This window comes from Brevibacillus sp. RS1.1, from assembly GCF_013284365.1.
Classification (GTDB): domain Bacteria; phylum Bacillota; class Bacilli; order Brevibacillales; family Brevibacillaceae; genus Brevibacillus; species Brevibacillus brevis_D.
In genome coordinates this window covers 662,745-678,081 of sequence record NZ_JABSVA010000002.1, presented here as the reverse complement: position 1 = coordinate 678,081, position 15,337 = coordinate 662,745, and the positions used below count along the sequence as shown (strand labels likewise).

The window sequence follows — 15,337 nt, the reverse complement described above, 5'->3', positions numbered from 1 at the left end:
CGTATGATCGACAAAATTGTTGCTAGTTTTCGGAAAAAGAATCTGAATATGGGATAATAAGAGTAAGCAGGAAGGAGATAGCTATGAAACGGAAACTTATTATTGGTGATATCCATGGTTATTTTCATGTACTTAAGCAGCTACTGGAAAAAGTAAATTATAGGCCTATACAGGACCAAGTTATTTTTATTGGAGATTATATAAGTCGAGGACCTGAATCCCTAAAAGTTGTTTCAGAGATAAAAAGAATGGTGGAGGAAGAAGATGCAATTGCGTTAATGGGGAATCATGAATATTCTTTGATTGAATTTTTAGACTCTCGGAACCCTTCCTTTGATTTATTTTTTCTACATCAAATGGGTGGTATAAACGCAATAGAAAGCTTTCTTCAAGGTGTGGATGATTCAGTTTTTAACGATATAGAGCTTGTTAAAAGAACAATCAAAGTAGAGCGCAAAGAAGAAATTGCTTTTATCAATCATTTGCCTTATTACTTTGAAGATGAAGGGCATATTTTTGTACACGCAGGAGTTTCTCCAAGGAATTGGCGAGAAACAACACCTTCTGATTTTGTCTGGATAGGTGAGGATTTTATCGAAAGTCCAACAGGCATTGATAAAGTTGTGGTATTTGGACACACCCCAACTTCGAGAATAAAATCGAATCCAGAACCCAATCAAATTTGGTATTCAACAGTAGGTGATAAAATAGGAATAGATGGCGGGTGTGGCTATTCTGGCGGACAACTAAATGCGTTGGAAATCAATACGGAAGGATACAGGAACCACTTTGTCAAAAGTTAAAATACACAGCCCCTACCCTCGTTAAAAGGTGGGGGCTGTTTGACGCTTGCCAACGAAACGACCATTTCCTTACTTTACAATTCCCTTCAAGTAGTCCAGGAGCAGCGGATAGAAATGGGGTTTGAAGTGAACGCCGTTGTCTGCGTATTGGATTTTGTTGGCGGTGAATAAGGGTGACAAGTCTACGTAATCGACTTTGACTTCATCGGCCAGCTGTTCGAGCGCTTGGTTGAAGTCCGTAATGTTCGCATACTGCGGCACTTTCTTCAGGGTTTCCTCGGCGACTGGTGGGATCGACAGGATGTGGAGCTTGGCGTTCGGCAGCTTGTTCCGGGTGCTGTCGATCAGCTGGCGGTAGCGCTCGACGAATTCCTGCTTGTCCGACAATGTAATGTCATTGCTGCCCAGCAAAATGAATACATGCTTCGGTGCCCGGCTGGCGAGTTTCTCGACATTCATGAGGGCGAGAGAGAGCGTCGCGCCGCTCGGGGCGATGACATTCGCCGAATCTACTTTATTCAGATAGGACAAAGCCCCCAAGATGGAATCCCCCAGGAAAACACTGTGCTTGAACGCTGCTTTGTAAGCTTCGTTCGTATCGATGAGCGCCGGACCGCGCGACTGATTAGCCAGATCGGTCCGCTCCTTCAAATAGCGCAGTAGGATTGGGTAGAATGCGTTCGTGAAATGAGAGCCGTCTTCATCGTATTGAATCTTGTGCTGCCGGAAAATGGGGGCAAGGTCAATGTAGTCGATACCCTTCTCCTTCGCCATCTTCTGCAAGGCTGCGTTGAATGTCTCAATCTGTGGGTTCATGGACGAACCGAACGGCGATGCGGCATCTACCGGCGTAATCGACAGCATGTAGACGCGGGTCGCCGGCAGGAGTTCCCTTATACGATCGACCAGCCGAGTGTATTTCTGTACGAATGTCTTCTCCGCTTCCTCTAGCGGTTCCCCAAGATCGTTCTGTCCCATTGACAGGAATACATAGGACGGCTTGCGGCTCGTGATCTCTTCGACGTTGTCTAGCGTAGATTGGACCGTTCCGCCCAATCCCCCCATAACGTTCGATTCAGGTAGTAGGTCATCGTTCGTCAGTCCTCCGATAATGGAGTCGCCTACGAACAAGCTGCTGCCGAACAATTCCTGAAAGCTACCTGCAGGCGCCTGTGTCGTAGCGAGCTGAGTTTGTCCCTTGTCGTCGGATGCACCACAGGCGACGAGAGCCGATAGTATCGCCACTGACAAAAAAATACTTACCCATCGTTGTACCATTTTCATTCTCAATATCTCCTTCTTGCAAGATAGCCATATCATAGAAGAGAGAAATCAATATCGGGTGCAGATGAGATCAATATTGGGTGCAGACGAGGGGCAGGAGGCATTGGTTTGCTTCAAGTTGGACAAGGTGCAATTGCCGGCGGTAGTAGCTTTTAGGGAAAAATTGGTATACTTGCAGAGAAACCATACAAGGTTTATGATGCGATGTTTTATGTGGGAGGAATGACTATGAATTACATCATCTTTGATCTGGAAGCTACATGCTGGGAAAACGACAGGACGAAACAAAATGAAATCATAGAAATTGGAGCGGTAAAGCTGAATGAGAACCTTGCCGTGATGGATGAGTTTCAAACTTTTATCAAGCCAAAGCTAAACCCTATTCTCTCAGACTTTTGCAAAAAATTAACATCCATTTCTCAAAAAGAGGTGGATCAAGCACCGAGCTTTGGTGAAGCAATCAGCCACTTTCAAAACTGGATAGGCAGTGAGTATCACCTTTGTTCATGGGGCTTCTACGATAAAAAGCAATTGAAAATGGATTGTGAATTACACAATGTGCCGTCAAGCTGGATTCGTCACCATATCAGCATCAAGCACCAACACGGCAAAATGATTGGAGCCGAGCGCGGTGTAGGGATGGGGAAGGCATTGCAAATGTTAAATATCCCTCTCGAAGGTACGCATCATCGTGGAATGGATGATGCCAGAAACATCGCTAAAATATTCGTCGAAATATTTGATCGGTTGAAGTTCTCCTGATCGTCTATCATACGCAAGTTACGATAAATGTAAAATTAAGGTAACGGTAAGGCGTGATTTAGAAGCCATTAAGCTTAGCTCGTTACAATCAGACTTGAGGTGATTGTCATGGAGCTAAAGCAGAACCGCGTTCGCATCATCGATGGCTTGCGGGGATTTAGTTTAGTAGGGATTTTGATGGCGAATATGCTGATTTTCCAGTATGGGATTTGGGGAAGCCAAGAAATGGAGTTGTACGCCCTCCCCGATTATGAAATGACTGCTTATCAGCTTGTGAAAATATTTGTGGAAGGCAGCTTTATGCCGATTTTTGCCTTCATGTTTGGTTTTGGCATGATCAAAATGCAGCAAAGCTTGGCTGCCAAAGGCTTGAGACAAAAACGCTACCTTACCCGCAGGTTTTTCATGCTGATCGGACTTGGTCTCCTTCATTCGTACTTCCTGTGGGAAGGGGATATCTTGGGGTTTTATGGTATGATGGGCTTCTTTTTGTTGCTGTTCATGAACCGGAAACCGAAAACTCTGCTCATTTGGGGGATTGTCTTGCTCTGCCTCGTCAGTTTAATGGGGCTTGCTCCAAATGATCCGAATGATCCTGCGAGTATTACCGATTCTGCCCGTATGGAAGCCTATGTGGTCAAAACCATGACCGTCTACGGCACGGGAACATACGAGGAGATCGTGCATCACAGAAGCAACGAAGATCCGCTTGATTTGCCAGAATACATGATGTTTGTTTTGCTGTTGATCGCGCCGCTTATGAGCGCACCGATGTTTCTTTTTGGGATGTATGCTGCGAAGCGCAGGTGGTTCGAAAAGCCAGAGCAAGAACGAACCTCGTATCTCCGAAACATGCTGATCTTCTTGCCAGCGGGACTTCTGTTAAAAGCGCTACATGTGTATCTGCCGGGAGCTTGGTGGAGTGGCGTCGGTGATATAACGGGGGAAAGCATCCTTGCCATCGGTTACATTTTCGCCTTTGTTTGGTTCTTTTCCAGAGGCACGGAATCAACTTGGCTGCCAAGGTTTGAGGCTGTGGGGAAACTCTCTTTAACCAATTACCTTTTGCAAACCGTTATTTGTACGACGATCTTCTATGGATATGGACTCGGATGGTTCGGAAAGATCGGGATATTGGCTGGTTGTGGATTAGCGATCGTGATTTATGTGGCACAGCTTTTCTTAAGCCCACTGTATCTAAAACGATTCCGTTATGGTCCAGTGGAACGACTATTGCGTATGTGGACAAATTTTTCGTTCTCCGGCAAGACAAAGCAACGCCCGGAAAAACCTATTTCTGCGTAGCATCAGGAAATAAAAACCAAGCAGCTGCTCTATTGGCTACTTGGTTTTTTGTTTGTTTTTTGGCCTCTAAAAATATGAATCCACTTATCGGTCTCCATCATACAATGTAAATGGTTGGAAAAAAGATGATCAGATAGGTCATCGGAAAGAACGGAGGATGGGAATTGGGACGTTTTCACAGAGCCGTAACGAGTCTGGTTTTCTTTAGCCTCTTTTGCTTGATCTTCCAAGCATCCATATTCGTGCCTGTAAGCCAAGCAGCAAGTGCAGAGGAAACACCTGCCGCGGTAGAAGCCACTGTAGATCTTCGTCACTTACAAGGAAAAGTCAATGAAATTAACGCCGAGAACTTAATCCAGGAAAAATATACGCCAGACAGTTGGAGCAAGCTTGTGTATGCGTTGGATGCTGCAAAAGCGGTACTGACGAAGCCAAACGTCACCCAAGCAGAAATCGATGGTGCCTTGTCCGTGTTAGTCATAGCAAGAGACGGGCTGAAGAAGCAGGAAGGTACAGTTGACAAGAGTAAACTGCAAACGAAAGTAGAGGAAATTGCAGTAGAAAAGCTGCAAGAAAAAGATTACACGAGGACCAGCTGGAAAGAGCTACAGAATCGACTAGGGAATGCTTACTTTGTACTGGATGATCCGCATGCGAGCCAGATTGTCGTAGATGTTGCCCTTGAGAAACTGATCAAAGCAAGACAAGATTTAAAGAGACAGGATGACGCGGTCTATAAAAGAGAATTGAGAGCCAAAGTCGAAGAGATCGAGGACAAAGACTTGGATAAAGATGACTACACCAGATCAAGCTGGCGTGATTTGGAAGATGCACTCAAACAAGCATGGGATGTCATCGACGATCCACATGCCACGCAGTCGGAGGTAGACGATGCTCTGTACGATTTGAAGAAAGCGTGGAGAGATCTAGAGGATGACAAATATCGGGACAGAGACCGGGATCGGGACAAAGGCCGTAAAAAAGGTTCCTATACCACGCCGACAAACAGCTTTTTTACGGGAGGCAGCTCTACAGATAAGAAAGAGGAACGCCCGTCAACCAATAAGAAAAGTAAGAGTCAAAGTGGCTATATCAACGGCTATCCAAACGGAACGTTTCAACCGGATCGCACGGTGACACGTGCGGAGATGGCGGCCATTTTACTGAACGCCGGAATGGTGAGCCAGTCTTCTGCGAATAAGGGAAGGTTCTTCGATGTAGCCGACAACTACTGGGCAGTAAATCCGATTCATCAAGCAAGTGCGGCGGGTATGATGAGCGGCTACACCAATGGCACATTCCGCCCATCGGCCAACATTACCCGGGCGGAAATAGCCGCGGTCATTTATAAATACAAGGCCTTGCAAGGTGGAGGAGGGGGCACTGCCTTCTTTGATGTGAGGGGAGATCACTGGTCATCTCCAATCATTGCAGCGGTTGTTGCGAAAGGCTACATGACAGGTTACCCCGATGGCACCTTCCAGCCAGAGAAAGCGCTGACTCGTGCCGAAGCCGTAACGATTCTCAATCGCGTGCTGAATCGCGTCCCAGAGAACCAAGCTGGTCCGCAAAGATGGCCGGATGTCGCACCTGGTCATTGGGCGTATAAAGAAATTGAAGAAGCATCCATTCAGTAACGATTTCGAAAAAGGACTCACCCTTCTGTAAAATAGGGGGTGAGTTTTTTTATGGTGATGAACATGATCCTGACGATCAGAATGGCTGCTTTTTATGTATAGTGAAAAAGGCCCTATTTTCTATTCTTTTCTATCATTCGGTTATCTCTTCCAGAAAATTGTGGTATAATCTACCACTAAGATAGAGTGGCATAAAATCATTCAGCTTAGAATCGAGAGGAGAAAGTTTCATGAAATTAAACAAATGCTGGAGCAAGCTGACTCGTTGGGCAGGTACAGGTGCACTCAGTTTGGCGCTTTTGCTAGGGTATGTGCTTCCGGTTCACGGACAAACTCCCGTAATCAGCCCTTGGTCGGTGAACACGTTGAACGAAGGGGAGAAATACGGAATTTTTCCACTGGCGTGGTATGAAGACGGTTCATTTCAGCAATCGATTCCTGCTGACAAATTTATTTCGTTGATGGAAGGAACGGCGAAAAAGCTGGATCTTCTGGGATTGAAGAAGAAGAACGCTTCCTTATCCTTTCCGACTGATAAGGTCATTACGAGAGAAGCAGTCATTACTTCTCTGTACAAACTCCTGGCGAACTACGAATTGCCAGCAGCATTCGAAATGGCCGGGGATAATCCGATTGACTATATGAAGAAAAAAGGCTTGGTCAAAGGGACAAGCGCAGGTCTGGAGCTGAACCAGCCAAGCACGCTTGAACAAGCGACGGTGATGGCGAGCCGACTGGTCGAGTTCGCATTCGATACGGTGGGCGGCGGTGCCGAAGGTCTCGTGTGGAAAGTGACTAATGGCAAAAATACCATGTACTTACTCGGCTCGATCCACATGGGGATCGCAGATATGTACCCGATGCAAAAAGACATCCGGGAAGCGTATGAAGAGTCGGATGAACTGTGGGTCGAAGCCGATATTATTAACGGTGACAATGATTATTTAACACAAAAGATGGTATACACAGATGGCACCACACTGAAGGATCACGTATCCGCTGAGACGTACCAAAAGGTGCAAAAATTGCTTGTAAAGCTGCAACTGCCAGCCAATTCTTTTGATGCCTACAAGCCATTTGCTATTGCGTTGTCTGTGCCAACGCTCGGCTACGCAGACGGTGAAACGGATCTTCAGTTCGCGATGCTGACTGGCATCGACAGGTACTTCCTGACGAAGGCGATGCTGGATGAGAAGCCGATCAAGGAGCTGGAAGGCATTAAGCTGCAAGCAGACTTGCTGTCAGGTGTACCGGCAGAGCAGCAGGAGAAAGAATTGAACATTATTTTAGATAGTGCGATGACCGAAAAAGGGCTGGAGGAAGGCACAAAGCTCTTAAAAGATATGCAGACGGAATGGGTAGAAGGCGATCTCAATGGCTTTACCCAGATCATGACGACGAAAGGCGATTTTGGTGAAGGCGAAGTGAACCAGCGCCTGCTCGGTGAGCGAGACAAAAACATGGCTATTAAACTGGCAGAAGTGTTGGAGAAAAAAGGAGAAACGACTTCTTTTGTCGTGGTCGGTGCTGCCCACTTCTCCATGAAAGGCATGGTTATCGATCATTTGAAAGCCAAGGGCTATCAGGTGCAACAATTGCAATAAGAGCTGGAATAGGAAGTGTCGGCGCGCAGGCTGGCACTTCTTTTTGTTGCTCGAAAAACCAGGTTTCAGAGTGAACATTTCCCCAAAAGAGCAATTCAGAAGAAATCTCTCCGCTTTGAATGTGCTACGATCTGCTTAGGAAAAAAATGAAAGGTGGGACCCCCATGCGGAGTCAAATTTCGAAAACACGTCTGTGGATTGCACGGATTATGAGCGGACTAGTCATTCTTTTTATGCTTTTTGACGGTGTATTTAAACTCATCCAGCCTGCTCCTGTCGTAGAGGGAACCCTCGTACTTGGCTATGCGCAGCATCACATTGGTGTGATTGGAATTCTCGCCCTTATATCAACGGTGTTGTATGCGATCCCCCGGACAGCAGTTTTGGGTGCGCTTCTGTTGACTGGATTTTTCGGTGGGGTCATTGCGACCCAGATCCGTGTCGATGCGCCTCTTTTTACGCATACACTGTTTGCTGTCTACCTCGCTATTTTAATGTGGGGCGGATTGTGGCTGCGGGATGAGCGGGTGCGAAAGCTGTTTTTCACTGCCAAAGAAGAAAAATGATAGCTACGAACAACCGTTGAAACTGCCAATCGTTGACAGATGAAAAAGCATGTGGTAGGATGGGCACAACTTATCAAGAACGGAGGGTTACGTGTGGCAAATTAATTTTTCGATACTTTATTCGCACAACACAATCGATGATATAGCGTGAAAAGGCTATGTTGTGTGCATACGAATCGAAAAATGGTTTGCCGCTACGGTAACCCAATTGAATCATGGGCAAATGGGAGTGAGGAAGGCAAGCGTGCTGCCCCCTCTATTTGCATGATCTGCAAAGAGAATGGAATCCATCCTGTACAATCAGATGCGGGTATCTGATGTCCATGGTTTCCGTTTCTCTTTCCTTTTTCGATGACGTAAGCACAGGCAGCCTAGCCTGTGTTTTTTTATTACAGTTCGTTGAGGGGGAAAACTTACAATGGCAGAACAGATCCTAAAAGTAAATGGTGTGGAAATATGCGCGGAAAGCTTTGGAAAGCCCACAGATCCGGCGATTTTGCTGATTATGGGAGCCCAGATGTCCATGCTTTGGTGGGAGGAAGAATTTTGTCAGCGAATAGCTGACGCTGGACGCTTTGTTATTCGTTTTGATAATCGGGATGTCGGGCGCTCCACGACGTACGAAGTTGGCCAACCAGGTTATACGTTTGAAGATATGGCGGATGACGCTGTTCACGTCCTGGATGCATTCGGTGTACAGCAGGCACACTTCGTTGGTATGTCGATGGGCGGAATGTTGACACAAATGATTGCATTGCGACATCCCGAAAGAGTTCGCACGATCATATTGCACGCAACATCGAATTTTGCTCCTGACCTACCACCAATCGATGAGAAGCTGATGGAGTTTTTCAGCAAGATGGGGGAGATCAACTGGGAGGATGAGAAGGAGGCGTTAGAGGCGGCGGTTGCGAGTTGGAAAGTTCTCAGTGGTTCCAAACATCCTTTTGACGAGGAGCGCGTTCGTGAATTGGCCAAAATCGATATCGCCAGAAGCAACCACTATGCGAGTAGAAACAACCACGCCTTCGTGACGGCCAGTGAACCGTATTTGTTGCGGACAGCGGAAATCGCTGTACCAGCTCTCGTGATTCACGGTACAGAAGACTTACTCATTCCTTTCGCGCATGCATTACATCTTGCGAATACCATTCCGGGAGCAATCTTGCTCACGTTGGAAGGGACAGGGCATGAGCTTCCGTATGGGGATTGGGATGTCGTCATCGAAGCGATTTTGAAGCATACGCAAGAAAAGGAAGCGTAATGACACTTCCTCTTCTGTGCAGAGCGCAAGGTTACAAATCGAAGAGGGTAACAAGAAAAAACGGAGCGGAAAACAGGAATGACCCCTGCTTTCTCTCCGTTTTTTTTTGGTAGCGGAATGGCGTATTTCCTTATGTGGAAGGAAACAGCACGATATTTATGGAATCGTTTTCGATTATGCTCTCGGGCTAACGAGAATTTTCACCTGATTTTTCTCTTTTAGCAGCGCTTCAAAACCATTCTCCATAATGTCGTCGAGCTTGATGCGCTGGGTGACCAGCTTGTCTGCCGGGAAGAAGCCCTTTTCCATCAGGCTGATGACGGCAGGGAATACGTCGCGGTAGCCAATGATGCCTGTCATGTTGCGCTCTTTCATCACGATGTGGTTTGGCTTGATTGAAGCTTCTCTTTCGAAGATGCTGACGATCATGATTTGTCCAGCGATTTTGGTAGATTCGATGGCTTGCGTGAGGACAGGAGGCACGCCTGTGACTTCAAAGGCGATATCTGCACCGCCGTTTGTCCGGTTGTGAATTTCCTGGACTACGTCGTATTCTTTTGGATCGATGACGATAGCTCCCAGCTCAGCGGCCTTGCTTTTACGTTCGGGGGACAGTTCCACTGCATAAATCTCAGCTGCACCAGCTGCTTTCAGTGCTTCGATGACAAGCAAGCCGATAGGACCGGCGCCGAATACGACAGCTTTGTCACCAGCTTTCAACTGACTTGAACGAACGGCATAAAGGGCTACGGCAGATGGCTCCACAAGAGCACCTTGCTCATAGGAGAGACTGTCTGGGATTTTGTGGACCATATGCTCATCGCAAGCCACGTATTCCGAGAATCCGCCACCACCGCCTGCGAGACCGAGGAAGCCCATTTTTTCACAAAGATTGTATTTGCCTTGTCTGCACGCGGCGCATGTTCCGCAAGCGAAAACTGGCTCGACGACGACGCGATCGCCAACCTTGATAGTAGTTACGCCTTCGCCGATTTCCACTACTTGTCCGGAAAATTCATGCCCCATTACGATCGGGGCTTTTTCGCCTGTAAGTGGATGTTCAGCTCCCTGTGGGATGAAGATCGGACCAGCCACGTATTCATGCAAGTCGCTTCCGCAAATCCCGCACCACTCGACTCTGATTTTCACTTTACCTTTGGTCGCAACCGGTTCCGAAATGGTTTCCAAACGGAGGTCCTTCAAACCGTGCCAACGTAATGCTTTCATATCTGCCATCTCCTCGTTCGATTTGGATTCTATATGAAATTCAGCAAGTAAAATAGGAAACGTTTCCGAAAATAATATGTCATAAGTTCAGCATCTTGTCAATTTGATTTCCTAGGCAAGAGTCTGTTATGTTTTGCTCACGCCTCGTTACCATTACTTTTGTGTATGCTATAATTGCGATAGGAAAACACATTTTAGCTCGGAAACTTAGAAAACGATTCCGGTATGGAAAGGAAAGCAAGGCGTTGGATACAAAAAATAAAGTGACAATAGAAGACGTGGCGAAGAAGGCTGGCGTAGGAATTGCAACCGTATCGAGGGCCATCAATGACAGCGGGGGGATCAGTCCGAAGACGAAAGCGTTGATTCTGGACGTGATCGATGAGCTGGGCTTTATTCCGAACACTTCCGCGCAGAGTCTAAAGGTACGCCAAACCTATCAAATCGCACTGGCTGTCCCTGACATTCGCAACGCGATCATTCCGGATATCGCCTGGTCAGTCGAGCAAGCAGCCAAGCAGCATGGCTACCGAGTCGTACAAATTAATACAGCAGGAAATGCCCGAATGGAGCTTGAGACTGTGCGTGAGGTCAAAAAGCTGCATGTAGACGGGCTAATTATCATGCCACTCGCCTATCCGAAGACGTTGGTCCAGATGATTAACAAAGCGAGTGTTCCGGTTTCGATTATTAACTATGGAAAAAAGCTGGAAGACAGTGTGAAAGCAGATGTGGTCAGCATGGCCCGTCAAGAAGGTCGACTCGTCATGGAGCATCTGATCAAAATTGGACGTACGCGAATCGCTTACGCAGGTGCACCGAAGGACAAGATCGAAGAACGGTATTTTGCCTATGAGGCGTCACTTCAGCACGTCGATCCTTCGCTGGTGTATTTTGGTGAGGACTTCTCGTTTGAGACGGGCCTTCGTGCTGCTGATTACTTTTTTAGCTTGAAAAACATGCCGGATGCCATCTATGCGGTCAATGACATGGTGGCAATCGGGATCGTGAATCGGTTCAAGGAGCTCGGAGTCCGGGTGCCAGAAGATGTCGCGGTCGTGGGAATTGACAACAATGTGTGGACGACGATTACGACTCCGCAGATCAGTTCTGTTTCGATCATGGGGGAAGAGGTGGCACGGCTGGCGACTGAGCTTTTGCTGAAACGGATTCGAGAGCAGGGGGCAGGCGCGTACGAACGTGTGCAGTTCGAGCCACGGCTAATTGTAAGGGAGTCCAGTGTGGCGGTTATCCGCAAATCCTCATTGGATACGTAGGGAATTTTCAGCTGAAAAGCCGAGTGAAAGACAGGTGATCGTTTATGATACCTGGCTTTTACTCGGCTTTAGCTTTAAGGCAATATGGCGAACGAGCGAACCGGAAACCCGGAGGCTTTTTCAGGCTTGGGTGTAATGTTTACTATGACAGCGCCTTTTGCCGGGAGCTTATCGAGATTTTTGAGCAGCTCCACTTGATAGGTGTCTTGATCGAGCACAAAATATTCGCCCAAGAGCGCTCCGTTTTTCCGGTAGTCGATTGTCGCATCCGTATCGAAGGTTTCGTGACCAATTGCTTTGATTTGTCTTTCCGCGAACAAAAATTGTAAAGCCTCCAAGGACCAGCCAGGAGCGTGGTTGTTTCCATCTGCATCCTTATTGTTGAAGGCCTCCACATCTGGCCAGCGCTTGCTCCAATCAGTGCGCAAGGCGACGAAGGAGCCGCTCTCGATTTGACCATGCTCGGTTTCAAAATGCAAAATGTCTTCCACGGAAAGCGAATAGTCGTTGTTGGCTTCGGCTTCTTTTGATTTGTCGATGACGACGAGCGGCAATACGAGTTCTTTTAGTTCGATTTCGTCCAAGTAACGCTTGTTGCGCACGAAGTGAATGGGTGCATCCAAGTGCGTACCGTACTGCCCAGGAAAAGAGAAGCGCTGGGCGAAGAAGCCGTCGTCATGTGTGAACAGTGTCTGGAATTCGGCGGCGTCAAAGGCGTGGAAGTGCGGAGATTCCGGACCGAATGTGTGCGTAAGATCGACCCATTCTTTTTGTTTTAACAGGGTAATTGCTTGAATCAAATCGTTTGCCATGTGCCCACCTCGTAATTATTTTTAGAATTTTCGCGCTTATAAAACCAAGTTTATCCAATACTTTATCGGTTCTAATTCCGAGTGTCAATATCGGAAATGATATGGATGAATGGTTTAACAAAAAATAGCAATCGAGAAGAAGCGTTCGAGCATGATTCTGCTATGCTTTAAAGGAGAAGAATGAGTATCATCCAAACAAAACGCGAAGGAGAAATTCCCATGACAAAAGAGCTTTGGATCAATTTGCCCGTCAAGGACCTCGAAAAGTCCAAATCATTTTTTGCCGCACTCGGATTCTCTTTTCATCCTCGCCATGAGAATAGCAAAGAGATGGCGGGCGTGGTAATCGGCGAAAAAAACATGCTCATCATGCTGTTCCCAGAGGCTACCTTCCAATCTTTTACGCAAAATGAGCTGGCAGATACGAAGCGCGGAACGGAAGTGTTGTTTTCGATCGATGCCGAGAGCAGGAAAGAAGTGGATGAATTGGTGAATCAGGTGAAAGAGGCTGGGGGCACTGTTTTCAGTGAGCCTCGGGAGCATGGTCCGGGGATGTATGGGGCAGGCTTCGCTGATTTGGATGGTCATCGGTGGAATGTGCTGTATATGGATATGAGACAGATATCGAGAGAATAGAGGAGCGTGCCCCTGAGAAATCAGGGGTTTTTGCATGAACAAGCAAAAAATTCATGTTCTATTAAGGTTGTATAGAAATACGATTAAGATTAATTGTTTACTCTTCTAGAGAAGGAAATAAGGGTAAAGGAGAGGAGCAATCTTATGAAAATGTTTTCGAAGTTACAGACATTAATGGCGACTGTAATTGTAACTACTATGAGTGTCAGCCTTGTAAGCGGAGTTGTTTCTCCAACCAAAGTGTTCGCATCTTCTGTATCTGGGCCGGATGATCCGAGAGAGGTAGAGCAATTTGCAGATGAATTTTTTAACCAGTCAGAAATTAAGAACAACATGGCAGGAGCTACGTTTGTAGTTGTAAAAGGAGACAAGGTCCTTTTTAAAAAAGGGTATGGATATGCGGATGTAGAGAAGAAGATTCCGGTCGATCCTGATCGAACTGTATTCCGTGTAGCGTCAGTATCCAAGGTTATTACAGCTACAGCCGTTATGCAATTGGCGGAGCAAGGAAAAATAGATTTGAACAAAGATGTATCCGCATATATGGGGGGTGCCCGGATTCCGAATAAGACAGGCGCTCCTCTTACTATGAAACATCTGTTAACGAACTCCACTGGATTTGACTTTGGAGACACTTCTGACGGTTCAACAACCGACTTGAAACGGGAGGTTTCTTTAAAGAAATACGTTATGGACAATCTCCCAAATGTCATTCGCAAGCCAGGAGAGTTTTACAGATATGACAACCTCGGCTTCGACATTCAAGGTTATGTTGTGGAACAAGTAGCAGGAAAACCATTTGGTAAATACGTGAAGGAACGCATCTTTAAGCCGCTTGGCATGAAAAATAGTGATTTTCGACTGACGCCATCAATAGTCAAAGGGTTGGCTGTGCCTTATAATATTATCGGACAGCCGATCCCGACTTATGCAATGGTACCAACTGAGCTTCCTGATGGTGGAATGCTCTCAACTGGTTCTGATATGGCTAAATTCATGATTGCTCATCTCAATAAAGGAAAGCTTGGGAATGCGACGATTATGGAAGAAGAAACGGCGGCAGAAATGCACAGACCTCATCTTTCCGTGCATCCAAAGCTGAATAACATGGCGCTTGGTTTCGAATATGGCAACCAGCAAAATTACAATGGACAATATGTTATTGAAAAAGGAGGGGATTTACAAGGATACCATACCGGGATGTGGTTGATCCCGGAAGAAAAAGTGGGAGTATTCGTTACAGTCAATAAGGACTACGAAATTCGTATACCTTTGATTAAAGCGTTTATGGATCATTACTACCCGAAAAATGAGAAGAAAAAGGGAGCGTTTGAGTTAGAGAAACAAGAACTCACGAAGTTTGAAGGGACATACAGCGATTTGCGAAACCGGATGTGGACGACTCGTATACGTGCTGAAGGCGGCAAACTCATTGTAAAAGACTCGCTGGGAGAACATGTCCTATATGAGGTGGAGCCACTCTTATTCCAGGATGAACAAGGTAGTAAAGCTGCTTTTAAGCTGAACGATCACGGAGATGTGCAGGCTTTCTATTACGAGTTAAAAACAGATAGTTGGGCAGAAAAAATGCCTGAGCCGCAACGTTATCAGGATGTGGAGAATGACCATCCATATGCGTCCTATATTTATCACCTGAGACAGATCGGTGTCTTTGCTGATATGGAAGGAGACAATCTCTTTTCGCCCGAACAACAGATAACAAAAGGAGAATTTGTTGGCTGGTTCATCAAGTGGAGTGGCGTTGCCCCATCAAAGCATAAACTGATTTACACGGATATTTCAGGTAACAAGTATGCGCGGGAAATTCAAGCAGCTTACGAGTTAGGTTTACTAAGAGCATCTGCTGGTGGCAAATTTTATCCGAACGAGCCATTGACGCGTCAAGAAGCAGCAAACATCGTATGGCGCATGGCATTTGGCTATTTTCATGCAGAGCCGAAAAAAGCCAATTTGAGTGGTAGGACAGATGCTTGGGCTTTAGAGGGAGTCCATTTCGTAGTGGCAAAAGGATTATACGGACCAGAAGTGGTGAAAGACAGAGATGGCAGTCTCGATTATAAATCAGAGCAGCCGATGGTAAGGAAAGAAGCGGCTGCGTTACTATCTCGGTTTGCAGACCAATTATTTTAGTGTACAACA

Annotated in this window: 14 protein-coding genes; 11 read left to right on the top strand and 3 right to left on the bottom strand. The window is 46.5% G+C overall.

The window, feature by feature from the left end; genetic code table 11:
• Positions 1-83: 83 nt before the first annotated feature.
• Positions 84-803: a metallophosphoesterase family protein gene (locus HP570_RS08755; protein ID WP_173625479.1), complete on the top strand. Its 720-nt coding sequence runs from the start codon at positions 84-86 to the stop codon at positions 801-803.
• 69 nt (positions 804-872) lie between these two features.
• Here HP570_RS08755 and HP570_RS08750 read toward each other — a convergent pair whose 3' ends face one another.
• Positions 873-2,081: a GDSL-type esterase/lipase family protein gene (locus HP570_RS08750; RefSeq protein ID WP_254495141.1), complete on the bottom strand. Its 1,209-nt coding sequence runs from the start codon at positions 2,079-2,081 to the stop codon at positions 873-875.
• A gap of 234 nt (positions 2,082-2,315) precedes the next feature.
• Here HP570_RS08750 and HP570_RS08745 point away from each other — a divergent pair, with 234 nt between their 5' ends.
• The 7 genes from HP570_RS08745 (at position 2,316) to mleBRB (ending at position 9,225) form a co-directional block, all read left to right on the top strand.
• Positions 2,316-2,849 carry a 3'-5' exonuclease gene (locus HP570_RS08745; RefSeq protein ID WP_142495396.1) on the top strand — a complete coding sequence of 178 codons (534 nt, stop codon included), beginning with the start codon at positions 2,316-2,318 and terminating at the stop codon, positions 2,847-2,849.
• Between the two features lie 108 nt (positions 2,850-2,957).
• Complete coding sequence (locus HP570_RS08740; protein WP_173625478.1) at positions 2,958-4,154, top strand: DUF418 domain-containing protein; 1,197 nt, start codon at positions 2,958-2,960, stop codon at positions 4,152-4,154.
• A gap of 164 nt (positions 4,155-4,318) precedes the next feature.
• Positions 4,319-5,791 carry an S-layer homology domain-containing protein gene (locus HP570_RS08735; RefSeq protein WP_173625477.1) on the top strand — a complete coding sequence of 491 codons (1,473 nt, stop codon included), beginning with the start codon at positions 4,319-4,321 and terminating at the stop codon, positions 5,789-5,791.
• A 230-nt stretch (positions 5,792-6,021) separates the two neighbouring features.
• Positions 6,022-7,395, top strand: a complete 1,374-nt coding sequence (locus HP570_RS08730; protein WP_173625476.1) for a TraB/GumN family protein — start codon at positions 6,022-6,024, stop codon at positions 7,393-7,395.
• A gap of 164 nt (positions 7,396-7,559) precedes the next feature.
• Positions 7,560-7,961, top strand: a complete 402-nt coding sequence (locus tag HP570_RS08725; protein WP_173625475.1) for a DoxX family protein — start codon at positions 7,560-7,562, stop codon at positions 7,959-7,961.
• A gap of 165 nt (positions 7,962-8,126) precedes the next feature.
• Positions 8,127-8,279: a hypothetical protein gene (locus tag HP570_RS08720; protein ID WP_012685185.1), complete on the top strand. Its 153-nt coding sequence runs from the start codon at positions 8,127-8,129 to the stop codon at positions 8,277-8,279.
• A gap of 100 nt (positions 8,280-8,379) precedes the next feature.
• Positions 8,380-9,225 carry a BRB family alpha/beta fold macrolide esterase gene (gene mleBRB / locus HP570_RS08715; protein ID WP_173625474.1) on the top strand — a complete coding sequence of 282 codons (846 nt, stop codon included), beginning with the start codon at positions 8,380-8,382 and terminating at the stop codon, positions 9,223-9,225.
• Positions 9,226-9,399: 174 nt separating this feature from the next.
• Here mleBRB and HP570_RS08710 read toward each other — a convergent pair whose 3' ends face one another.
• Positions 9,400-10,452, bottom strand: coding sequence for a 2,3-butanediol dehydrogenase (locus HP570_RS08710; RefSeq protein ID WP_142495402.1), 1,053 nt, complete (start codon positions 10,450-10,452; stop codon positions 9,400-9,402).
• 245 nt (positions 10,453-10,697) lie between these two features.
• Here HP570_RS08710 and HP570_RS08705 point away from each other — a divergent pair, with 245 nt between their 5' ends.
• The gene (locus HP570_RS08705) at positions 10,698-11,729 is read left to right on the top strand and encodes a LacI family DNA-binding transcriptional regulator (protein WP_041749803.1); all 1,032 of its coding nucleotides are present in this window, start codon (positions 10,698-10,700) and stop codon (positions 11,727-11,729) included.
• A 74-nt stretch (positions 11,730-11,803) separates the two neighbouring features.
• Here HP570_RS08705 and HP570_RS08700 read toward each other — a convergent pair whose 3' ends face one another.
• Positions 11,804-12,541, bottom strand: coding sequence for a cyclase family protein (locus HP570_RS08700; protein WP_173625473.1), 738 nt, complete (start codon positions 12,539-12,541; stop codon positions 11,804-11,806).
• A 219-nt stretch (positions 12,542-12,760) separates the two neighbouring features.
• Between HP570_RS08700 and HP570_RS08695 the strand changes: the two genes are divergently transcribed.
• Positions 12,761-13,177: a VOC family protein gene (locus HP570_RS08695; RefSeq protein WP_173625472.1), complete on the top strand. Its 417-nt coding sequence runs from the start codon at positions 12,761-12,763 to the stop codon at positions 13,175-13,177.
• Positions 13,178-13,321: 144 nt separating this feature from the next.
• Positions 13,322-15,328 (top strand): serine hydrolase domain-containing protein, encoded by a 2,007-nt coding sequence (locus HP570_RS08690; RefSeq protein ID WP_173625471.1) that lies wholly within the window; start codon positions 13,322-13,324, stop codon positions 15,326-15,328.
• Positions 15,329-15,337: the final 9 nt, after the last annotated feature.